Below are 23935 nucleotides of genomic sequence, written 5' to 3' on the forward strand. Positions count from 1 at the left end.
CCGAGAAGGGTACCGGCGCTGGCCCTCCTGCCTCTACCGTGCGGTCCAAAGTGCTGCGGTTATTCTATGAATCCAGGATTTATTTGGAAAGTTTGGGTAGATTATCGCCGGCCAAACCCTCGTTAGCGCTTGCATACTAGTAGCTGAGAAATTTACTCCAGCGACGATATGATACTCAGTCTATATCCCAGGCTTGTTTCAATCTCGTAACGGTATGCTCCCATTTCGGTGTTGTGGGCTTGCAGATAGTGTTCTGATTGCCGAACAGACCGACTTCGCTAAATGCTTGTGAGGCACTGTACGAAGTGATCCAGCGGACTGGCACGAGGTATTCCGCTGTCTCCTCATCCTCTTCATCGAAGGTTCGGTGGAGCTGTGGGTACGCGGTAGCTGTGGCAATGTCGTGAAGTCTCTGAATCCCTTGATCGGTCTGGACCGTGAAATGCTCGCCTCGGCAACGCTCTCCGGTCACCTCAGCCACGCCTACGTAGCCGGTCTTGGGGATGTTGACCCAGACGCGGTCTCCCTCTGAGAGCATAGCGAGGGTCTTCGAGTACCAGGCGGCGCCACCACCGGCAATGAAGCCATAGCGACGCGCCAACTCCCATGGACGGTTATCGCCGAAGGAGGCGTAAAACTCGCCATTCCAAGGCTCCTTGCGTGACTTGCGTGGGACAGGCAGGGGCGGTTCGTCCGGGTCGATCATCCAGGCACGACTGAGGTAATGATTTCCCTGGTCCTCGAAGGCGCTGAAGAACATGGCGTTGATCGAGAGCTGGGCATGTTCGTTGAGATAGTTGATGATTCGCTCGCTGCTGGCGTCGAGTTGGGTGGCCACGACCACCAGCTGGTGATTTTCGTTGAGGGTGACGCTATCTAGCGTGATACCGAACTTGGCCTCGAAGGCGCCCTCAAGAGACATGTGAGGGCGCTGATAACGTTGGGCAAAGGCTTGATAGATTTCTACCAGCTGGTAGTCGGCCAGGGTGACGATCCAAGAGGCATAGTCGATGGCCTGAGCCACCACATCGCGGGGTGTCTTGTCGCGTTTGAGTTCGATGACGATAACTGTGCCGTCGGCAGCAATCGCCAGCAGATCGATCAGCTTGTTGAAGTCCGTGCGTACCTGTCGACCAATCAACAACCAGTCCCGATTGAGGATCGAGACATCCTGCATGATCTGCTCCTCTAGCTCCCCCTCGTCGGCTAGCCCAGTAGGCCGCAGCTTTTGCGGCATCTCGCCTGCAGTACCTGCCAGCTTCCAGATTCCTTGCTCTATAGCCATCAGGCGCCTCCTGGTGCTTGTTAGAGAAAGCGTTGCCTCACCCAAGGCGATGCTCTACCATGGATATCAACACGGCCCCCGCCTCTTGGCTCTCACGAGCTTACGCGGGGGTTCTTGTTTGTGTGCTCCCACCTTCATCATCCCCACCAGCGCTCCCAGCCCGGTGGAGCTCCCATGTCCTCCAGCGTTAGCCCTCGTCTGGAATGAGGCACCGGGAAAGCCTCCAGATGTGCCTGTAGACGTCGATGCCACTCGGTTTCGGGGCAGACCATCAACGCCATGTGCCGCACGATACTCAATAGCAGGAAGGGGCGGGCAAGGCGCTTTGCGTCCCTGAATTCATCGCACCACGGTACCTCACCTTGCTTGGGCAGCCTTGGCTGGTCAACGACATTGCGGTTCCAGAGCCGGCTGTGGTGTGCGCAGACGTTACGCAGATAATTCAGCGAGCGAAGCCAGCTCTGGAAGACCTTCCAGTCTTGAATGCCGTATTTCTGAGCGATCCGTATCTGGTCTGGCACCTTCATCATGGCGAAGAGCTGCGAGAGGGTGCCGAAGTCCCAAGTCTCGACGGAGACCCAGATCGGCAGCCGCGGCCCGTGCTTTTGCCGATAGTGCTTGACGAAGTCTTCCTTTGAGCGTCGCTCCATACCTTCGCAGCGCTCCTGCCACTTCTCGAAGCTGTCGCGCGAGTCACGACCGGATTTGCGGCGGGCGAAGGAGGGATGGAAGGTGGCGCGGTGCAGGTGTGCGAAGGCATCGCTCCCGCCCAATAGGTAGGCGATATCCACTCGCAGCGCGATCTCGATACGTTCCAGGGCATCGGTCAGGCGCAGCCGAAGCTCCTTGTCGAAGAGGTATAGCCGCACCGCATCGATGAACTGGGTGTCGGGAACGAACTGATCCGTTGCTTGGGTGACTGGCCGGTCATGTTGGTCATGACCGGCCGTCTCGAAGACTCGGAAGGAATACCAATAGGCGCTTAGTCGGTAGTAACCGACGCGCTCCAGATATTCCAAAGCGGCGCTTTCATCGCCGACCTGCATCCCGCGCTCGGTGAGCAGGGTCAACTGCTCTTGAAACGACTTCCAGGGACGATCGTAGGCCATCAGCTCACCATCCTTTTATTGGTTTGCCGACGTCAGATAAGGACTCGGTTCTCCAAAGCTCGAGACGTGAAGGCTCTCGATGGCACGTGTGGCAGCTACGTGTATCAAGGCACGCTCATTGAGCTCCCGGTAACGCTTCTCGACCGGATCTTCACTGTCCATGGAACGTGGGGCAGGGACGACGCCTGCATTGATCCCTGCGAGACACACCTTGCGGAATTCCAGCCCTTTCACCCGGTGCATGGTGGCGAGCCGGACTGCGTTGTCGGTTGCCTCATCGCCGGACTCCTTCTCCATGATGGCCACCGGAATTCCACGTGCCTTGAGTGCCTGAGCATATTGATCACGCAAGCGCTGAGTTCGGGCAACGATGCAGCAGTCACGACGCAGGGTAGGGCGTTGCCCGTCACCGGCTTCCCTATCGGGCGCTTCTGCCAATCCTTCGACAAGCTGTACAAGCGCATCGACTTCTTCATCGAAGCTATCGAAATGCTGCACGGAAGGTGCTTCGCCCTGCAGAAGCGAGCGATAGTCACTGCTGGAGTCCTGGCCATCATCGAGATCATCGACCTCTACGCCTTCCAGCAACGCTACGGCATAACGGCGGGTCTGCTCGGTAGTGCGGTAGTTGATTCTCAGCTTGCGTCCACGACGGCCGCGCACGTTGATACCACAGCTTGAGAGAGTCGCACGGCGGCCATAGATGCGCTGATGGCCGTCACCTACCAGGAAGAGGTCGTTGGCGCCTTCAGGCACAAGAGCGCGCAGCAGTTTGAGGGATTCTGCACCAAAGTCCTGAATCTCGTCAGCGATGACATGCCGGTACTGGCGAGCGAGCTGCCCTTGCTCCGCGAGTTGTACGGCCTCGAAGGTACAGTCTTCGATCGTACGCAGCCCTGCATTGTTCAACTGGTTGCGCATTTCCTCGAATACCGGCCAGATGGCGGCGCGTTGTCCGCGGTTCAGCGGCTTGCCACGGCCTACACGTCTGGCCCGGAAATATTCCTGGCGTGTGCGAGCATGCTGGGGGAGGACGACCTGTTGCCATTCCTCGTCGTAAAAGCTCTCTGGCAGGTCCAGCTCATCGGGAATCAACTGAAGTGCTGCGCGCCACGCCTTGCGGTATCCCGGTTGATTGGAATAGGCAAGCCTGGCTTTGCCTTGGCCGCTGGTCAGGCGATGGATGAGTCGGTCGATATTGATGACCTCGATACAGGCCATTTCCTGATGTGTGCACAGCTGATTTAGCTGGTGCTCGATATCCTGCGCGAGATTACGCGTGAAGGTCGTGAACAGGATGCTGCGTTCGTCCCCTTCACCACGTCTCACGGCATGGCGGGCCAGGTAGCGCGCTCGGTGCATGGCAACGACCGTCTTGCCAGTCCCTGCGCCTCCCAGTACGCGCACGGCACCATTCCAATCGCGCTCGACCAGTTCACGCTGCGAAGGGTGAAGGAAGACCCGCCAGTGCTCCAGTGGCGCATTGAGCATTCGCGTCAGCTCATCGTCGTCTTCCACCACGTGGAAACGGCGCTGACTGTCGGCTTGCTGCAAGGCCTGCACGAAGTCTTCGGTATCGATGCTGGGGGCTTCGTCCGGCGCACCGTACATCTCGAGTATTTCTTGCTTGTCCTCACCTTGCGCGAGGAAGAGCAGTGCCTCATAGGCCTCATCGGGCAATACGTATTGCATCGCATCCAATGCAGCCGAGTTCTTGAGCTCACGCACTCTTTCCAGCAGGGCCTCTGGGACACCCAACCGCAGAAGCTCTCTATCGCGCACTTCGTCAAACAATGGGCTTGCGGACTCACTGACAGGTGTCGTCAGCGGGCTCGACGCGGGAGCATCTTCGTAAACCTCACGCGTGACGGTGGCCAGTACCTGGAGGCTACCCGTCTGGGGGTTGATGCTGGCTTCATGACGACGCGCCCAGTCATAGGCATCGTCATGCTTGTCGACCCACATGAAGACGTAGACATTGCCTTTCTCAGGCTTGAGCACGATAGCGCGATATTCCTGGTCCACGCGGACCGAACGCATGTTCTTGTCACGGGCATCACGGATGACCTCGTAATTGATGCCCGAGGAGCGCGGGTTGCTGCGAAACTTGCCGATCAGGTCCTGCACCTTGTTCTGCTTGGCACGGGGGATGCTGCTCATCGCGCCGAGAAATTCCTGAGCGAGCGCGATGGTCGGCTGATGCGATGTTTCTGAGGGTGCTGTCATGTTGCTGCGTCCTTGTCCGGTACTTCTATAGTCAGGCTGTCACGGCGAGCCAATGGCCTAGCTGAGTGAGTGCATCCTTGTCGATGGGCAGACCCGTACTGTCATCAAACAGGATCACCCGCCAGTCAGCAAATGCCTCGGGCAGTGGTGTGGAGCTAATGGCAACCTTGTCATCCGGCCAGCTCAGCTCAAGCATGATGCTGGCCTCACCATTGGCATCCAGGAGGTCTACTCCACTTTCGGGTACTGCTACCTCCTGAGCGATCAAGGCCTCCACCCATTCTGGATCCAGCAGGCTGTTGGCATGGATTTCCTCCCAGGCATTGTCGGCCTGGGCGCCGTCGGTCCGAGTATCGTCATGCCCAGTATTGCTCGTGGCGTCTTCATCTGCTGGCCACCAGCAGGAGGGATCGAGCAACCCTTCACCAGCCGCTACGCCACGCGTGCTGCTGAGAGTCAGGCGTGGAGCGAATTGCAGAAGATTGGCTTGTTGCCAGAAGCGGCGCCAATGGTCCTCGTCCTTGAGTGTGGCTTCCAGATCCCGGTCATCCAGCGAAAGATGCAGGTGCAGGTGATTGCGGATACCACTGACTGATCGAACTTGTGTCTGGGGAACGCTCACCAGTACCTCGCAACGCCCCTGGCTATTATCGAAGCTGTCAAGGACGCCCCCGAAGAGACGTGGTCCCATCGACGTATCCAGCAAGGCGTCAGCCAAGGGGATCAACAGGTTCTCCCGCAATTCTGTGCTCAAGCGAGTGAGCAACGAGGAATTGTCGTGCGTCTGCATGGTCAGCCAGGCAAGTGACTGCGTCAGGCAAGCCTGATGCCACTCCTTGCTCTGCAGGTCGGGTTGCGCGGCATAGGTGAGCAGAGCGTCAAAGGCAGATCCATCCATCAGCTGGCGAGCATGATTCACGGAGAGTGGTGCAAGCGCCTTGAGCCATTCTTGCGTTTCGGGCGTACTCGCCTTGGCCTGGAGCACCTTGAGCAATGAGTGAGGTATCTCGATATCCGCGAGGCTGGCGCATTGATGCTTTTCTCCCATCAGATCGCGCCACGTCAGTGTCCAGACCCGATAACGTCCACTGGCCAGCACTGCCTGACGTTTCTCGGCATCATCGCCGACTCGCTCACGATGATATTGATAACCATCGAGATAGATGGCGATCGGTTGCGTACCTGCAGGTGCGCTGAGCGGGGTCATCAAGAAGTCCGGGCGTGTCGTGCGAGACACTCCCTGGCTTGGCCCGAGTACGGCCTGCGGACGAATCTGCCAGCTGACCAGCGGGCCATCGCCCTGACCCTTGAAGGTCAATCGCCAGCCCGGCGTGCCATCGACAAGCTCTTGGCCAAGAGAGTGGTTCCCAGACGGCTGATTGAGCAGGTCGATGAAGCGTTGCTCCAGCTCGCTTTCCACCAGCACATTGAGGTCGATCTTCTCCAGCCCCGCGACTTCCGTCAGAAGATGACGACGCGAGATGATGCGCTCAAGCAAATTCAGGGCCGTATCACGCGATGTGTCCTTGAGATGACGGCTCTGGCGATAAGCCAACAGGCAGCGATAACACCCATCCCGTCCAGGCTCATCTTCGCATGCACAGTCACGCATGGTGTCGCGGGCAAGGGCCAGCATGTCCACCAGTTTCTCCGGGGCCAGCATCAGCTCCTTCAGATAACCGGTACCACCGGGGACAGTATCGTAGAGCACCAGGTAATGGCGGGCGGGTTGCTGTTGGGTGGCCGGCACTTCCTGCTCGGTCAGGCGTAGATGGTCCACGCTGCCACGGAAGTAGCGCTTCAGCCCCAGATGGAGACTTGCGATCAGTGACTGACGCGCACGTTCCGACATCGCGACATCGGAGAGTGGCAGCAGCAGGCGCAGTGCTTCCGAGTGCAGTTCGCGATACAGGAAGAGTCCGTTATGCAAATTCTCTGGAGTATCGGGCAGCTTGTTGCGCACCACCTTGCACCATGGCGTGTGTTGCTCTTTCTCTTTCTGACCCTTGTAGCGGACCTTGCCGCAATGCGCACAGACCGCAAAGCCCGGGCGAGGGGCCTCCTTGCCTGCAATATTCAAGGTATCACCAGCATCCCCTCCGCGGCCGAAGTTGATCTCAACGAAGCGTGCATCTGCGATGAATTCAAAGCCGAACGGGCAGGCCGGGTCATCAATGCGCATGGCATGGCTGGCGCTGTTCGGTTTGATATCCACCAGCATCTGGCGGTTGTAGAAGGCTGGCTGACGCTGGTCGCTGTCATCCCCGATGCGGCTGTCTCGGTCGCGTACCGTGGCCGTGACTTCCTTCAGGCGCAGCAAGCTTCGCTTCTGAGCCGAATCTCCCCATTGAGGGCTGCCGCAACGTGGGCAGCTGCCATGAATGTCTCCCTCAGCCAGCGACTCGCTGTAGTGGCATACACTGCAAAGTCGCCAATGTTCGATGTCCTGCCCGCGCAGGTTGATCTGGTCGATCGTCAGCGTGCGTCCCAGGGCATAGAAGGTATTGAGAGGGGCCAGCTCCACCAAGGCACTCTGTGCCGGGCGTTGGAACTCATGATGTACCACTTCATAGCTCTTGCCGCTGGCAGCCTGTGCCTTGCTGACGTGGCGGATCACCATGCCATTGAGCGTCACGCCTTCTTCCGGGAAGGCATAGTTGGGCAGCAACCCTTCATCCGTGAAGAAGTTGAGCGTCTGTTGCTGGCCCAATTGCTTGAGCAGGCTCATGCGGCCATGACGCTCGACCTCGATGGCCTCGATCTCGTTGCGCACATGCTCGTCTTCTGGCTGCGACCTCAGATGCTCCAGTGCGCGGTCGTACTCCTTGATCTCCAGCTTCCAGGCACGGCGTTGCTCGGCGCGGCGTGTCAAAGTGGTGATGACACGTGCTTTCAGGCCTGAGGGAAGCGCTGCCGAGGCGGCAGTGGCGTTCGGCATCAGCTGCTGGCTCAGGTAATCACGGTCTTCTACATCCAGATGCGGGAAGCGCGCCAGAAAGCGTGCCAACAAGTCGGCATGATGCTCTTCGATGAAGCCGAGCAGGGTATAGGGGAAGCGCCCGGTATTCGGGCCATCATCGGCCTTGTGATTCACCGCATCCAGCACTTGAGTCAACCGACTGGGCAGCAGCGAGGGAGCCAGGCTGCCATTCTGTGCATGGCTGGCCATCCACGCATCAAGGCAGAAGGCCAGTAGCTGGCGTTCCAGTACTGCGCGGGCTTTCAGGAAGACTCCAGGCGTCGCGACTTCGCCGTTCATCATTTCCTGTGGTCGAGAGAAGAAGTACAGATCATGCGGTGCGCCATTGGCGATGGTCAGATTGAGCGCATTGCCATCGCGGCGACCAGCACGTCCGATGCGCTGCAGATAGTTGGCCTGGGCCGGAGGAGTCGAGCACAGCAGTACGGTGGAAAGGTCCCCGATGTCGATGCCCATCTCCAGCGTCGGGGTGGCGGATAGCAGATTGATGTCCCACGGGCGCTTGCCCTTGATGAAGGAGTGCTCCACCCGTGCACGGGTATCAGCGTCCAACAGGCCGGTGTGTTCATGGCTGACCAGGCGCGCCCCGGATTGATGTGCCGGGGTCAGGCTCCAGTGAGCGGGACGAGCTGCCTGTAGCTGGCCCTGGCAATGTGGCTGCAGGCAATGCATGTTCAGCCAGTTGGGTAGTGCCGTCGAAGGTACCTGTACGCGCTGACTGCACTGACTACACCGTAACGGCAGGAGTTGGGTGCTGGCATGCCAATGAGCCGGGACAAGGCCCCAGATGCTACGACCCTGACTCTGGCCTTGCTCTTCCACCAGGCCCGCGCGTGATAGCGCTTCAAATGCCAATCGATACGCCTGGGCCACGTCACTCGCGCTGCTGAGGCTATCGATAGGCAGGTGGTGGGTCAGCCAATGGCGGTACCACTGGCTAGCACTGCGTGCGCTACCCTGGCTGCCACCGGTAACGCAATCGACGAACTTGCCGATGGGCTCCAGACTGACAAAGGCCGGCGGCTGACGACGTGGGCCATAGTTGGGCAGAAACAGCGATTGCTGAGTACGGTTGAGCATGAACGAGTTATCACCGCCCTGAGCGATGAACTCGCGCATGGCGGGATGAATGAAGGCACCGCGGACGCGCATGCGATGCAGCACGCCCAGCAGCCACTGTTCCAGCACCTGAGAATGTGGCTCAGCCATCGCGGCCAGATGGGGCAGTTGTTCACGCCATTGGTGACGCAACTGGGTCAGGGTTCGCTCAAGACGCGAGACATCGACACCCAAGCCCAGCAAGCCTTGTCGCTCGAGCGTCCTGCCGATACGGCTGCCCAGTCCCAGTTCGCTACGTACTTCCCAATCGAGGCGCTTGGCGATCAACTCCGGCAGTTCACTGCCGGCCGGTAGAATGCCGGTTTCCTGTAACTCGCGAGCGTCCTGTAGCCAATCCAGATTGGGCGGCAGCCAACGGCCCACGAAATCGGCATCACTCCCCGCGCGCTGGCGTTCATTGTCGGCAAATCCCTGGGCCAAGGTATCGAGATCCATTGGCAGACGTTGCTGACTGGCCCAGCCTATCAAGGCCTGGCGCAATGATTGGCTCCAGGTACGGGCCTCGAAGAAACCGGCGCGGTGCGCGGCATCCTGTACGGAGTCCGAGAAGGCAATCACCTTGCGGTCATCATTGAAGTCGGATTGATACAGCCGAGATAGCATCACGCTGGAAAGCGAGGCAGCACGCGAGCCCACGATGGATAGCCCGTTATGTGCCTGACAGCAGGGGCACTGATCGACGGCGCTGATCGTCTTGTCATTGCGTGTCTCGATCAGCGCAGGCATCCAGACACGAATCCTGCCGGGCTGCTGGCAATGCGGGCACTCATCACTGCTATCGCGATTGGCGCTGCCCATACGCTTGCAGGACGGGCACAGGTGGCGGACTTCGCCCTTGCTGGCCGCAGGAGGTGTTTCGCCTTCCTTCAGGGGGTAAAGCAACACCATGTCCGGATCTTTGGCGAAGTACGCCGTATAGATACGGCTCAAGTCATCGCTGACCTGTGGGGAGTCAATGGACTTGAGGGTGCCCCACGCCGCGGAATGACACTCACGGCAATGCACCAAAGGCAGGGCAAGTCCTGACAATGAGCTCTCCGCGCTACCTTCTCCGGCAGGCAGAGAAGCATCGGGCTCGTCATCATCTGCGGCGGGTGCATCCGGTAGTTCATTGCTGCCGCTCAGTGCATCCCCGCTCAGGTCATCACTGAACAGCAGCGAGGGCTGAGCATCGACACTGACGACCATACGAGACAGCTCACGTAGCCACAGCTGTACGCGTACGTTCAGAAGTGGCGTCGTGCATAGCTTGCCACTGGCATCAGTGACCTGATCACGTGCCGTGCATACGAGGGCGACCAATCCTTGCAACAGCAAGGCGGCATCCCGTCGTGATGTGCCCAGGCGGCGCTGCCAATCACTGGCAAGCACCTGCATGTCGGTGACACTCGTCAGGCGTCCCAGCAGATCATGGAAGGCCGAGTGACGACGCAAATCATTACCCAGCAGAATCCGGTGCCGTTCGTGTTCCGCATGGTTCGGGTCGCCGAGAATGGCGGGGTTGCAGGAGGGCGCTTCGCCTTCAGTGTCTCTGTCCTGTACCGGGAACCAACTGGCTGCCAGCATGGCCAGATAGTCGGCTGCGTTCTCGTGGTCACGGGTGGTCAGAGAATCCAGTTCAGCAGGGCTGCGGGGGACATGGCGGAAAGCGATCTCGCCCAGTTTCTCTTCAGCGCCATTCAGGTACTCCTTCGCCGAAAGGCGGTCCTCTCGTACCAGTGACGAGGCATCGAAGGGCGTAGCAAAGACATCACTGGCATAGGCCAGCATGTCGCCGCTACCACCTTCGCCGCCGATGGTGGCAGAGGTGCCGACGCACGCCATCTCGTCACCGATGGCGAGTCGCTCACGCAGACGGCGGATCAGGCAGGCGAGGTCTGTCCCTTGTGCGCCATCGAAGGTATGCAGCTCATCTACCACCAGATAGCGCAGCATGCCCGGCGTGTTGTGCTTCCACAGTGGCTGGTCCTGCGGGCGCATCAGCAGATAGTCCAGCATCTTGTAGTTGGTGAGCAGAATATCCGGGGGCGAGCGACGCAGTGTGTCCTTGCAGGTGATGACACTGTCTTCACGCATGACCGTGCAGGGTTCGCTCTCGGTGTCGCCGGTAAACAGGCCTACGGTCAGTTTGGGTGACAGCCGCGCGCATTCCTTGGCAAAGCGGCGCGCCTGATCGGTCGCCAAGGCATTCATCGGATAGATGATCAGCGCCTTGATACCATTCTTGCCTTGGCTACCCGGCGCGCTGCGGACTCGTGCGCAGTGTTCCAGCAGGGGATAGAGAAAGCATTCCGTCTTGCCTGAGCCCGTGCCCGTGGCGACCAGCGTAGACCCCAGTGGTGCATCCAACGTCTGGCCGCACAGGCGATCGAAGGCCTGCTGCTGATGCTTCCAGGGCGGGAAGGCCGGCTTGACGTGCTTGAACGGCACCGTGCCTTCTCCACGTCGGAAAGGCAGCGCCAACGAGAGATAAGGGCCCTTGAACAAGGTGTCCGGGCTATCGGTCAGCTGCTCGATCAGCCAGGTATTCTCTCCATCAGCATTGGCACGTTGCGGGCCACGAAAATAGGGCGTGCTGACCGGAAAGGTCGCGCGCAGAAAGTCTCTGAGCGAGTGGGTCAATTCATCTGCCACGACACTGGGTAACATGGGCGTCCTTGTCCTTCGTTATCTGGTTCAGAAGCTTCCAGGGCTATTCAGCGCCTGCTCTACCGTCAAGACTTGCCATCCCAAGGCTTCTGCGGCACTGATATCTGTCTCATCAATGGCAACACCTAGCTTGCGGCGTGGCCATGCCAGCTCCAGTGTGGCCACGACCATCTGCTGGCTGTCCTGAATATCCAACCCGACCTCGGGAACCGTAGTGCGGTTGTGCTGCAAGTGATGCAACAAGCCATGTACTCCCGGGTCAGCAAAGCGGAACACATCCACCCAGCTCTGAGGAATCGGCATCTCTTGCTGTCTGCGAAGGCTAGCGATCAGTTTACGGTCATCATGATGTACGAACATGCGCTGATGGTTCGGCTGCTTGCTATGGCAATCGATGCACAGAACGCGGAGGTTTTCCTTGCGGTTGTCATTCTTTACGGCATTGACATGGTGAACATGGAGCAAATGTCGATGAGCGTTCAGGCTGACACGGCATTGGCTACAGGTATAGTGATGTTGCTCGCGTAACTTCCGTGATACCTCTGGCCAATCCTTGGTGTAACTCGGGCGTTCCGGAACCTGCTTGTCATCATCAATGGCAGGGTGGAAGGGGAAAAAGGAGGAGTATTTTTCGAAAAATCCTTGGAACGTGAATTCATCGAATATTTTTCCTGTACCTCTCCCTGGAGTGACATAGCCCTCATAGTTGAGCTTGCGTAGGCATAGCTTGCAAACCTTGAGTGCGGCCATCCCTTGCTCACGTGTAATTCGATCGACAATCAGGAATTGGCCTTCCAGTGACTGGGAGAAGAAGTACTCGCTATCAAGTTTGCCAGCTCGCTTCATCTCTTCGAGTTTCTGGCAGTAGGCAACATGGATTCTATTCCCGTTTATGCCATCAAAAAGGGCTTGATGAAATTTGGGCGTATAGTGGCCTCGCATGTAAAGCATGACCTGTTGGCCCTGCTTCTCCAGCAAGTCTCCCTTACCTCGGATATGCTCGAAATCATCCCAGTCAATGGGGCCGACATCGGGTAGATCGACCTCCAAAGGCTTTCCAGGCTTTCTCGCTGGCGGTGCTTCGCGTTCAGGAAGCGGTGGCAGGCTCGTATCCAAACTCAGTGGACGATGACCAGGGCGCGCCATGGGGCGCGCCTTAGACTTCAGAGTGTTGAAAGAGATCTCCAGCTTCATGGGGTGACCTCGTCGAGAATGGTACGAATCTGACTCTCTGCATTGGTCAATACACGGAAACTGACACGCCGTGAGCGTTCCGCATTTTCCTGCTGATTCTCGTCAAGCTCAGGGTGCGCTGAGGAATAGCCGACGGCAGCCGTCGTCTTCTTTACCCAAGCCTTGTCGGCCTGAGTCTCGGGAAGCTGATAGAGGTAGTTCAAGACTGAACGCGTACGGTCCTGAGAGAGTTGCATGTTCAGAAAGTAAGCGTCGTCTTCACTCACCAGTCGATTCCAGCGACTGGAGGTATGTCCTTCGATACGTATCTCGTCAATCACTGACTTGAAGGGAGCCAGGACCTCAAGATAACGCGGATAAAAGTCCGCCAGAATTTGCTCAAAGCGTGGGCGAAGCTGGTACGACCCCGTGGCAAAAAGCACCTCGGGTGACTTGAAGGTCAAGGCCAGAGTCTTGGGGTCTATCTCCGCTTCCCAGCGCGGGAGGTCGTCCTCGAACTCCTTGCGCAGGGCCTCGAAGATCGCGACCTGAGTGGCCTGATAGGTTTCCGCCACCTGAGTGACACGGTCGCGCTCCTTGAGTGCGTGCTGCATCAGAGCGATGGAAATCAGCAGAAATACCATCATCAGGCCAGCCATCAGGTCAGAGACGCTCAGCCAGTGATGTTCTTCTTCACTGCCGGCCGCGCTGCCGCGGCCGAACAGGGCATCAAGACGACTCATCAGTAGGCTCCTGCACGTGAACCCTGGTTGACCACTTTCTGCATTTCATTGGTCAACTGCGTGTAGTCCTCAGTGAAGCGGCCCGTTACCTGAGCCAATTGATTGCCCATGAGCGTCAAGGCGCGCGTCAGCTCGTCTTGCATGGTGCTATCCAGGTTCTTGACCTGCTGATCCAATGAGCTGGCGGTATCCCGTACGATGTCTTGCAGTACGCCATTGAGTTGTTGCTGGGCGGCTGAGAGCTGGCCTTGATACTGCTTGGATGCCGCTTCCAGCGCCTCACGATACTGATTTTGCAGGGTCGCGAGTTGCTCACGTGCCTGGGCCTGGCTATCGCGCAGTTGCTGCTGGGTTTCTACTCCGGCATCGCCCAGAGTGCGGGTCAGCTGACTGGACTGCTGGGTGAGCTGGTCAATGAGGGTCTTGACCTGCTGCTCGGCCGTTTCGATACCCTTGCGGTGAGTCTCACTCAGGCGTTCTGCGCCCTGATTGAGTTGCGCGGCATTCTGCTCCAGCGTCGCGTGCAGTCGTTCGAAGCGCTCACCGATTCCCTGGGTTCCTTCGCGCATTTCGGTTGCCATCTTCTCGGCATTGCTGCGCATGTCCTTGCCGAGCTCCTCGGCACCTTCGGATAGTTTGCGTGTCATGCCTTCAGCCCCGTCACGCAGTTGCTTCTCGAGGTTTTCGGCACTGGTCTGCATCTGCTTGCCGAGACCTTGGGCCCCTTCATCGAACCGCTTCTCCAGTTGTTCTGCACCGGAGAGGAACTGTCGGTTGAGGGTCTCGGTGCCTTGCGTCAGCGTATCGGCACTGCCTTGCAGATGGCCTTGCAGTGCAGTGAAGCGTTCTGCACTCTGGCGGTGCTGCTCATCGAGTTGCCCCGCGATACGCTCATTGCCCTCGGTGAGGTGCTTGCCCATGGCTTCGTGCTGTTGCTGAAGATGTTCGACCATCTCGCGCACCTGAGCATTGACGGTTTCATGGGCGTCACGGAATTGACCGGCGATCTGCTCGGACTGGCTGGCCAGGTGATCCGACGTGCCTTGTAGTGACTGGTGAACGCTGTTGTAGCGTTCGTTGAGGCCGGAGGCGCCTTCGATCATCTCGGCGTTGATCTTGGCGGTGCCGTCGACCAGCTCCTTCTTGAGTTCTTCCCCGCCGCTGACCAGCTGGGTTGCGGCATTGAGAGCGGCCTGGGAAATATCGGCCACTGTCTTCTCGACCTGCGCATTGATCTGCGGCACTGCCTCGACGGCCTTGTCGCGCATGTCGGCGAAGGCGGCGAGGTGGGCTTCGAGGTCTGCCAGCTGGCGCTGGGTGGCGGTCAGCAGTGTTTCCAGTCCTGACATCGTCTCCGGGATGGCGCTGGCACTGGTGCTGATGTTGGCGATGCTCTTCTCGGTATCGGTGATGGCAGTGACGCCCTGAGCATACTGATCACGCATCTCGCCCAGCTGCTGGCGGTAGTTTTCCTGCCATTCCACCAGCGACTTCACCGAGGCATCCAGTGCCTTGAAGTTCTCGCCGAACTGTTCCGTCAGCTGGTTGTTGAAGTCCTGGATGACTTCCTTCAGGGCATTGATGACCTGCTCGGTGGCGGATTTCGACATCATCTCGGCGAACTCGTGCATCTGCTCACTCAGCTCGCGCGCGAAGGCGTCAAAGCGCTGGCGCTGAGCTTCGGCGTGGGTGCCCAAGGCTTCAGCGGCGGTGGACTGGCGGTCTACCTCGCGCACCAGCGCCTTGTGGTTGTCATCCTGATTCTGACGCAGCAGACGAATCTGCCCGGTGAGGGTATCGCTGTCGTCGCCGGCAATCGCCAGGTGCAGTTTCTCCAGATTGGCAGTTTGCTTGGCGAGTTGCTCATTCTGCTGCTGCATCACCTGGTGAATGTGCTCCGGGCCGACTTCATCCGGGCCGGAGGCGACATCCGTCCCGGGCTGCATGAACTTCAGACCGGTGGTGACCTTGTAGGCCATGGCCAGCGCCATGCCGAACAGACTGGTCATGAAGGCGGTCTTCAAGCCATCCAGCAGCAGGGCGATGCTGTCCTGGATATTGGTGGTATCGAAGTGCAACAGGCCAATGACGATACCGATGAAGGTGCCCAGCATGCCCAAGGACGTCAGCAGGTTCGGGGTGTAATGGGTAAAGCTGCGCGCCTTGTCCTGCTTGTAGCACACCAGGGCGACAATCCCGATGGCGAGTATCACCCAGCAGAAGACGCCGGTAATGGTATCGGCGTTGCTGCTGTACAGCTGGCCTTCCAGGTGGCTGGAGATCATTTCAATCATTGCGGTTGCTCCCTGCGGGCCTCTCTGGGCCTTTATCCAATATGTGCCAGCCGCTGAGGGGATTTCCCGACAGCGGCTATTACGACGTGAAATGTTTTTGCAATGCTTTTTGCGATATGGCGTCAGTGGCGAGTGATCATGGCGTTATCGTCACGTGGCCCTTGTTGTCACTCGCTGCTGATTCGTTTGGTTCCGCGTCTTCTCGCTCTGCTGCAAAGAAGGCCCATGCCTCGCGATAGTTCGCTTCTCTGTCCGGGCGAGTGAAGGGCGCGTGGTATTCCACCGTGGTTTCATAGGGCCCGCCGGGCAGGGTGTCATCCTGATAGGTCTTGCGGACGACGCCTTGCTCCAGGTGCTGGATGTCTTCCCACCCCAGGGCAATGCCGTATTCGGTCAGCTCCGGTGACTCGATGGAGTAATGAATGCCGTCATTCAGCTCCGCCTTGCGTGCCTTGCGCGGCAGGCCGACGCCTGCCAGTCCCTTGCTGGGTGTAAAGACGATCCGGCCCTTGGCGTCGTACCAGGTATCGGCCTCGTACTGGCGCATTACCGAGAACTGCACGCGGTAGATGGTAATCAACTGCTCCAGGGTCATGCCCAGCGCCTGTGCCACCAGTACATCAATTTCCACCAATGCCTGACGGCGGGCGTAGTCATATCGCAGGGCGCAATCGCGCTGCCATTCCGGCGTCAGCTTGGCGAAGAAGTCGTGATCTAGCATCGGGCTGGTGCTGGCCCAGCGTTGTTGGGTGAAACATGTTTCGTATGTATCTTCCCACAAACTATTGTAATGGCTAGTAAGTGAATGCAAGCTAATAATGCGACTAGTAAGTTGTTTCTGAGAGCGAGCATTAGGTTCTACAATTGCAAAATCGTCCAGCATTTGATGCAGGTTTGCTTTGCCTGTGGTTTTGCAAAGAAAATCAAATGGTAGACTATTCGCTAGCGCCATATGATTAATCAATAGAATCGTATTTCGATACGCGTAAGTTCTAACACCATTCATGTGCCCTGCACCTTTTGGCACTAGTGAGCTAATTAGTGTTCTTTCTCCCGACTGGGAAAGCATTGCGCGAAATGCTTGGCGATAATACTCCGTCACCTTTCTCGGCTCGCTTTCCCCTTCTTCCACCCAGCTGACGCGCGGCGTGCGGGCAGCATAAGTCTCCGCATCACATGCTGGCACGTAGTTGGTGCGCGGCAGATAGTCAGCGGGCAGGGTGGTGAGATCCAGCACATCGTAGTGGCTGTTACCTGTACAGACTGCACGAGGCGTCTTGTAAAATGGACTGCCGACGAAGAAGTGCGGGCCGCTGAGAATCCAGTCTTGGCTGGATTCCGGGAAGCGTGTTTCGCGACGCATGGTGCCATCTTTCTGGGCATTCGTTTCATGCCACATTTCGAGCGACACATACTCACCCTTCAAGTCGCCCAATCGCTTGGGTTGACGAGCAAAGCATCCCAGCACCTCCAGGAGTTGCTTGGCATGAAGCGCGGGGAGGCGAGCTTGGAGCGCAGGCGTTCCCTCGCTGTCATATAGCTTGGCGAATAGCTCAAGTGTTTCCACGTCAATCTCTAGCAATCGATCGCGGTGTCCCTTTGTATTCCAAGTAACCTTGGACTTTCCATTGATCTCGACTTCATCTTTGATGGCAGGAACGTCTTCTTTACCTACTTTGTCAAGGTAGCTTTGGTCTATGGTATTAGGCGAAAATGTATTGGCCAAATGCAAGAAATCTGGAGATTTTGTTCGTCCATATACATTGATGCTGAACATCGTGGCATGGTGAACTTCGGCGAAAAGACGCAATTCATTATGGAACTGAAAATGTGCCCGCAATCTTGGATATACCGCCTCACGCAGCAGGCCACCTTTCGGGTCGTCGTAGATACCCTCCGGATGCAGGAAGCCGGAAATCGCCTTGTCATTGCCCAGCCGCCAGGCGGTCGGCAGGAAGCATTTGTACAGGTTGGTCTGCACCCCCTTGAGCAGCGGATAGTTGCTGGCATGGTTGAGGAAGGCCTGGGTGGCATCTGACTGCTGGTAATCTGCCAGCCAGGCGTCCTGCAGGCCGGGATGCTCGTGCATGGCCTGTTCGCGCAGTGTATTCAATTGGCTTGCCGAGAATTTCTGCAGCACGAAGCGCGGCTGGTGATCACCGAGCACGCCGCTTTCTTCCCATTCCACCTTGAGCCAGGGCGGGTTCCCCAGTATCAGGTCAAAGCCTTGGCGGCCGTTGTGCAGGCCGGCGAAGAGATCGGCAAATTCCAGCTCCCAGTGGAAGAAGCGTTCGCGCTCGGCAATGTTCGCCGCCATGGCAAAACGCGGGCAGGCCTTGAGCAGCAGATCGCGGTTGACGACGCCGAAGCGGTCGACGAAGGAGCGGCCCTCCTGCTCGACATCATAGGTGCCGTCGGGCTGGCTGATGGCGAGGTCGGCGGAGAACAGGTCTGGCGTGGCGGTGGTCGGGCCTTGGCCGAGGGTGTCTCCGGCGAGAAGTGTCTCGAGGTCGAACAACCATTCGGCGCGTGAGGGCAGGGCTTCGTGTTCCTCCAAGGGCCAGAACCACAGCGCACACCAGTAATCCATCGCCAGTTTCAGGCGCTGATAGGCGGGGGCGTTGTTCTGTTCCGGGCGGCTGATGGCGTCATGCGCGGCGTCCTTGTCGGCCATGCTGCTCCGCCGCCCCTTGGCCGGTTGGCCGTAGATGGCGTAGGGGTCTGAGGTGGTGTTGCGCAGGCGATGCAACTCACGGGCGTGCTCATCCCATAGCGCACTGACCTTGCGGCTGAGCGCCTCCAGACGCGCGATTTCCGTGCGGTCGAAGGACGTGGTGAAGTCCTTGCGCCACGCTTTCAGCGCCTTGATCTGCTCCGGGAAGAGCGTCTTGGCGACCTTGTCGTCATAGGCGGCCATGCCATCGAAGGGCAGCAGGAAGTGCCAGATACCGGCTGTCTCTTGCGTAGTCTCGGGCATCGTCTGCGGCTCGAGCGCTGTCTGTGACTCGAGCGCTGCCTGTGACTCGATCGAAAAGGGCACGGCCTTGGGCGCCGTCTTCAACCAGCTGGCGGCATTGTTGCCCTTGAGGGACAGGCTGCTGGCGGGGTAGCTCTCACGGCGTGCGCCGATCAATGAGTTGCCGGTATGCAGCTGGAAGCCGAACCAGGGCACGAAGCGATCATCGGAGAGGGCGGCCAGCCACAGTGAGACCTCGGCCAGCTCCACGGCGACCGGGTTCAGGTCGACCCCGAACACGCAGTGATCGGCCAGGTACATCTTGACGCGCTGCTTGTGGGCGGCGTATTCGGCCTGGGGAATGCGGTGCCCCTGTGCTGTGCTGGTGTCCTTGCCTGCATCAGTGCTGCTGGCGTCAGCGTCGGCATCACGGTGGGCTGCAGTGGCTTGCTCGCCTGGCAGTGATGCCTCATCCAGCGCCAGACCGGCACTCTGGGCCAGGGCGAGATACTTGTCGGCCAGCTGGTCAATCGCTTCATTCAAGAAGGCGGCGCTGCCCATGGCAGGCTCGCACAGAGTCAGGCTGAGAATATGTCGGGCGCGGGCGGCGTCATCGGCGAGGGGCTCCAGCTGCTCGCGGTACAGCTCCTTGAGGGCGTATTTGACCAATGAGCGAGTGAGGACCTCCGGCGTGTAATAGGAGGCACTCTTCTGGCGGTCACGCCCGGCCAGGCGATAGAGGAAGCTGCCGCGTTCATGGCGCTTGTGAACTTGCTCGCCGTGCTCGTTGCGCAGCATGACGCGTTCGTTCTCGGCGTAGTGATGCAGCTCGTGCTCCGGCACGAAATAGCCGGTCTCCAGGGCATCGGGGTTGGCTTCGCCGGCTTTCTTGACCTCGAAGAGTGTATCGGTGGCGAAGAAGCCACGGTAGGAGAGCAGTGCCTCGTAGACGGCGCCCAGCTGGTTGATGCCGAGACGTGCGTAGCTGATACGACCACGACGCTTGTTGCGCCCACTGGCACGCGAGAGTGACATCAGCTCGATGATGCGCTGCCAAAGATAGTTGGGGAAGACGACCTGATTGAGCAGCGGCGTGCGGGCCGGCTCGAACAGGTGGGAGCGCAGGGGGCTCATCTCAAAGGCGGAGGCGCCATCACGCGCACTCATCGCCTGGGTCATGTCCATCTGATGTCCAGTGCTTACCCCTTCGTAGACGAGGGTGAACAGCTGAGTGATGGAGTGATGCAGATAGCTGCCCTGGCGTTCGCGCTCGCTGGTCAGCGGGGTGAGTTCCAGCTCGCGCAGGCGTTCCAGCGAATAGCCGTTCAGGTAGATGCTGTTGGCGACCGGGGCGTAGTTCAGCTCTGGGCGGGCCTCGATGTAGAACAGGAACAGCAGGCGATACATCACGCGCAGACACTCGCGAGAGAGCACGTCCGGGTCCAGCTCGTTGCTGCCGGAGAAAATGCCTTTCTTCTGGCTGCGCGCCTTTTCGACCAACTGGCGCGCGGCCTCGTTGCCGAGCAGCTCGATGCACTCGCGCAGCGCATACTTGAGGTCTTCGCTGACGCCATAGGCATGCTTGTGGGCGTTCTCGTCCAGGGTGTCCAGCAGGCTCTGGCCGCTTTCTTCGCTGATGGCTTCGCGGGAGAGGAGCACGCTTGCGGCCTTGAGGGCCGGGTCTTCACGACGGCCGAGCAGCTCTACCCAGTCAAAGCGCAGCAGTTGTGCGCGTGCGAAGCGCGCGCGGTCGATCAGAATCCATTGGCGGGGCGAGACGAGGAGTACCCAGCGCGGCGGGCGGGCCAGCGTGAAGATGTCCCGCGAGATCAGCGCCTGCCAGTTGGCCTTGCCCTCGGTGATACGCTTGCTCATGGCCTCCGGCAGTGGGGTTTCATCACGGCCCGCGCTGGTGGTGCGGTACTGGGCAGGATGTGGCTGTGTCTCCAGCGGATCGCCTTCGGCGGTGTCTTTCGAGAAGGCTTCGACGACCCACAGATGCGGATGGCCATCGGCGTTGGTCAGCTCGGCCAGCAGCGGGATCTCACAGTCATCCGACAGCAGCTGACGCTTGGGCGCGGCGTGATAGCCGAGAATCGACAGCAGCGGGGCATTCAGTGCTCGTGCGGCGGCGACACGTGCATTGGCGTCTGCACCGCGAAGGCCTTCCAGCTGCTCGATGTCACGCAGATGCTGGTGGCCGCGACGGCTCAGGGCACTCCACGGCGTGCGAGTGTCGTCCTGGCTGGCCTGTTGTTTCCAGCGTTCCAGCACGTCGGAGATGTTGGATTCGAAGATGTCCGCGAGGTAATGCTCGCTGTAGAACTCGTTTTCGTTGCTGATCCCGGCGTAGGCCATGGTGCTTTCCTTGCCTTGTGCCCGGCGCGAGTGGCCGGGCGCAATATTGAATAGGCGGATGTCGTGTCGTGCTGTCTTGCGTGACTGGCCTGCGCTCTCAGGCCTGGCCTTCGTTCCTGGCTGCGGGCTCGCCCGTCAGGACGGCAGCGACCTGGATGAAGGGCAGCGACTCCAGCATCTGGGTGTCTTCCAGCCAGGCTTCGTAATCGTCGAAGGTACGTTCTATGCCGGCTGTGGCCTCGTCGCGGCGCTGTTGCTTGCGGCCGGCGGCTTCTCGGCTACTTTCCAGTGTCAGGTCCAGCTGGCGATGATGGCGCTTCTTGAGCTCATCCATGGCGCTCATCTGTACGTTGAGGCGCTCATTCAGCTCGTTCTCGCGTACCTTGCGCAGTGCGGAGAGCTGTACACGGGCGCGATCCACCACTGCGGGTAGGGCGGCGGCGAGGGCGCGGGTGTCGCCTTCTATGCCGGGGTTGGGCAGGGCTTCGGGATTCAATTCAAGGCGTTCCAGTGCCTCTTCGAGAGGCTCTGGCGTGCCGGCCTGCCACTTGCCGCCCACATGGGTGGCGGGTACGGCAATCCAGGCTTCCATCAGGCTCTGTCCGCGCTTGTTGGGATAGCCGCCATGCAGAACGAAGAGCGCTTCATCCGTGGCCAATACCGATGGCACTCGCATGACAGGCGCCCTGTGGCGACCGAAGGCATTCAAGACACGTTGACGCAACCACTGCATCACCGGGTGCAGCGGCCATAGATATTGCACGCTCGGCCATGGGCTGTCTTCCTGGCGGGCCAGCGCAAAGTGGCGTTTGAGCGTGTCGATGTCGTCGCTGAGGATGAAGCGATCATGTGCCGGGCGAATCTCGCGTGGCAGCCATTTGAGCTGCTGACGGAGATCCGAAGGAGCGGTCAGCTCGACACGTCGTGCCTTGCGGTCGACCTGCATCTGCAGTGACTGATTGTTGTCGCGCATCTCGGCGTCCAGCCAACGCAGTGCGTGGCCCGCCCAGTGGAGGGTGTCCTCATAGAGGCCGCGCGGTCGTTTGGCCGGAGCAGGGGTGACCGCTTCCGGAGTGAACTGAGCCAGGGTGTCTTCCATGGGGTTGTCCAGGTCGAACAGGCCCTCGAAAAGACTCTGGCCAGCATCACTGGTGGTATCAGCGGCCATGACTTCGGCGACTTTCTCTTCCTGCTCCTGCTGGGTCAGGGCAGTGGCAAACTCGGAAGGGTCACCGATATTGCGGCTGGCCTGGTCATCCTTGTCGATCAGCACTTCCAGTACACGCTGGTCACCGCGTACGCGAGCATTGGTACTCTCGGTGAGCAGGTAACGAATCTGGGGCGTATGGCGCTGGCCGTAACGATCGATACGGCCGTTGCGCTGCTGGAAGACCATCAGCGACCAGGGGATGTCGAAGTGCACCATGCGATGAGCGAGGTGGTGCAGGTTGATCCCCTCGGAGGCAACATCGGAGCACAGTAACAGACGCAGCGGACTGTCGCCGCGATTGAAGCTCTCGACGGTCGCCATCAGATCGCGATCGCTGTCGGTGCCCTTGAGCACTCCGATCTGCTTGGCTTTGAGGCCGCAGTCACGCTCGATATGTTCGCGCAGGAAGTCGAGGGTCTTGAGGCTCTCGGTAAAGATGACGAGGCGGTCATCCTCGGTGCGTGTCCAGCCCAGCCCCCCCTGGCCGGCCTTCTTGCCGATCAGCTCACACAACGCCTGATACTTGCCGAACTTGTCGGGAGTGATCTCCGAGACAATGTCGTGCAGGGTGGTGAGATTCTCGATATCCGCGTTGCGCTCCGGTGTCTGCTCACGCTTGGCTAATGCCTTGAGACGGTTGGCCAGGATACTGGTGCAAGCCGCAGGGCTTGAAAACAGGGCTTTTTCCAGCGTGGTGCGGAAGAGCCCCTGACGACCTTTGCCGTCAAGACTCTGGAAGGGTGTCTCCATCAATAGATCATAGGCACGCTCTTCCAGGGGGCTGGCGGTCGCGTAGTGCTTGTCGATCTCGCGGTCGGGGAATTCACCGAGCTGATCTCGCACGTCCTTCTTGAAGCGGCGGATGACCAGCCCCTTGTCACGGAAGTCCTCGTGGGCGTAATTCGAGGTATCGGCGATGGCGGTGGGGTCCAGCATGTTGACCAGGCTGGCGAAGCTTTCGGCCTTGCCGTCGTGCGGAGTGGCCGACAGCATGATGAGCGTGTCCGAACGCGTCGCCAGCAATCTGGCTAGACGCGCACGTTGGGAGTGACTGCCGCGCTCGGCCACATTGTGTGCTTCATCGATGATGATGATGTCCCAGTAGGCTTGCTCGAGATAATGCCGATATTCGAGGTCCTGCTTGAGGGTATCGATGGAGACGATTGCCCGATCGTAGTAGTGGAACGGGTTGTGATTGCTGGGAATGTGGCGGCGGACGCGCGCCAGGCCCACGGAGTCCAGACGTGTCAGCGGGATGGTGAAGCGATTCCAGAATTCCTGCTGAAACTGGGACAGCATGGATTTCACGGCAAGCACGAGAATGCGCTTGCCTCGGCCACGGTGAATCAGCTCACTGGTCAGAATACCGGCTTCCAGCGTCTTGCCCAGGCCGACGGAATCCGCGATCAGGATGCGCTGGCGCGGTTGACGTAGCGCCTGACGAGTCGGCTCGAGCTGGAAGTCCAGCGTGTCCATGGCACCCATGTGACCGAGCTGAACGGCATCGTCAGCTGGAGCCGTAGCACGCAGTTGGGTATCCAGGTTCAACAAGCCAGCACGGAAGCCTGGAGAGAGATCATCCACCAGGGCTGTTTTCTCCGGGGCGAGCACACGAATGTTGGGCTCAAGCCGGGTGAGAAAACTCGCCTCTCTTCCACGCACCAGCTCCGAAAGACCAGTGCAGTGAAGAACGTACTCGCCATCACTGCTGTGATCCATTCGGGTCAGGCGCCACTCGGCATCACGAATCTCCAGGCGCATCCCCGGAGCGTACTGTGGCTGACTCATGCCTTCTTCCTTGTGTGACGTGTTGCTTAGCGATATCTGATAGAC

9 protein-coding genes are annotated in these 23935 nt (G+C 59.2%); all 9 read right to left on the reverse strand.

Annotated features, from left to right (window positions below; translation table 11 throughout):
- Positions 1-175: 175 nt before the first annotated feature.
- Positions 176-1285, reverse strand: coding sequence for a hypothetical protein (locus FLM52_06630; protein ID NVN55468.1), 1110 nt, complete (start codon positions 1283-1285; stop codon positions 176-178).
- Positions 1286-1422: 137 nt separating this feature from the next.
- The gene (locus FLM52_06635; GenBank protein NVN55469.1) at positions 1423-2331 is read right to left on the reverse strand and encodes an Abi family protein; all 909 of its coding nucleotides are present in this window, start codon (positions 2329-2331) and stop codon (positions 1423-1425) included.
- Between the two features lie 78 nt (positions 2332-2409).
- Positions 2410-4620, reverse strand: a complete 2211-nt coding sequence (locus tag FLM52_06640) for an AAA family ATPase (protein NVN55470.1) — start codon at positions 4618-4620, stop codon at positions 2410-2412.
- A gap of 31 nt (positions 4621-4651) precedes the next feature.
- Entirely contained in the window at positions 4652-11368 is a 6717-nt protein-coding gene (locus tag FLM52_06645) for a DEAD/DEAH box helicase (protein ID NVN55471.1), read from the reverse strand.
- A 27-nt stretch (positions 11369-11395) separates the two neighbouring features.
- Positions 11396-12562 (reverse strand): HNH endonuclease, encoded by a 1167-nt coding sequence (locus FLM52_06650; protein NVN55472.1) that lies wholly within the window; start codon positions 12560-12562, stop codon positions 11396-11398.
- Positions 12559-13284: an OmpA family protein gene (locus tag FLM52_06655; GenBank protein NVN55473.1), complete on the reverse strand. Its 726-nt coding sequence runs from the start codon at positions 13282-13284 to the stop codon at positions 12559-12561. The genes FLM52_06650 and FLM52_06655 overlap by 4 nt, the downstream gene beginning before the upstream one ends.
- A complete protein-coding gene (locus FLM52_06660; GenBank protein ID NVN55474.1) occupies positions 13284-15578 on the reverse strand; it encodes a hypothetical protein in 2295 nt (764 codons plus the stop codon). Before FLM52_06660 ends, FLM52_06655 begins: the two co-directional genes overlap by 1 nt.
- Before the next feature lie 136 nt (positions 15579-15714).
- A complete protein-coding gene (locus tag FLM52_06665) occupies positions 15715-20892 on the reverse strand; it encodes a hypothetical protein (protein NVN55475.1) in 5178 nt (1725 codons plus the stop codon).
- 97 nt (positions 20893-20989) lie between these two features.
- Positions 20990-23890, reverse strand: coding sequence for a DEAD/DEAH box helicase (locus FLM52_06670; protein ID NVN55476.1), 2901 nt, complete (start codon positions 23888-23890; stop codon positions 20990-20992).
- Positions 23891-23935: the final 45 nt, after the last annotated feature.

The sequence above is a fragment of the bacterium Scap17 genome, from assembly GCA_013376735.1.
GTDB lineage: Bacteria > Pseudomonadota > Gammaproteobacteria > Pseudomonadales > Halomonadaceae > Cobetia.

Bases quoted from the DNA above. Each gene is read 5' to 3' on its own strand.
- FLM52_06660 (NVN55474.1), bottom strand. From the start codon at position 15,578: ATGATTGAAATGATCTCCAGCCACCTGGAAGGCCAGCTGTACAGCAGC.
- FLM52_06640 (NVN55470.1), bottom strand. From the start codon at position 4,620: ATGACAGCACCCTCAGAAACATCGCATCAGCCGACCATCGCGCTCGCT.
- FLM52_06635 (NVN55469.1), bottom strand. From the start codon at position 2,331: ATGCAGGTCGGCGATGAAAGCGCCGCTTTGGAATATCTGGAGCGCGTC.
- FLM52_06655 (NVN55473.1), bottom strand. From the start codon at position 13,284: ATGAGTCGTCTTGATGCCCTGTTCGGCCGCGGCAGCGCGGCCGGCAGT.
- FLM52_06650 (NVN55472.1), bottom strand. From the start codon at position 12,562: ATGAAGCTGGAGATCTCTTTCAACACTCTGAAGTCTAAGGCGCGCCCC.
- FLM52_06630 (NVN55468.1), bottom strand. From the start codon at position 1,285: ATGGCTATAGAGCAAGGAATCTGGAAGCTGGCAGGTACTGCAGGCGAG.
- FLM52_06670 (NVN55476.1), bottom strand. From the start codon at position 23,890: ATGAGTCAGCCACAGTACGCTCCGGGGATGCGCCTGGAGATTCGTGAT.
- FLM52_06665 (NVN55475.1), bottom strand. From the start codon at position 20,892: ATGGCCTACGCCGGGATCAGCAACGAAAACGAGTTCTACAGCGAGCAT.
- FLM52_06645 (NVN55471.1), bottom strand. From the start codon at position 11,368: ATGTTACCCAGTGTCGTGGCAGATGAATTGACCCACTCGCTCAGAGAC.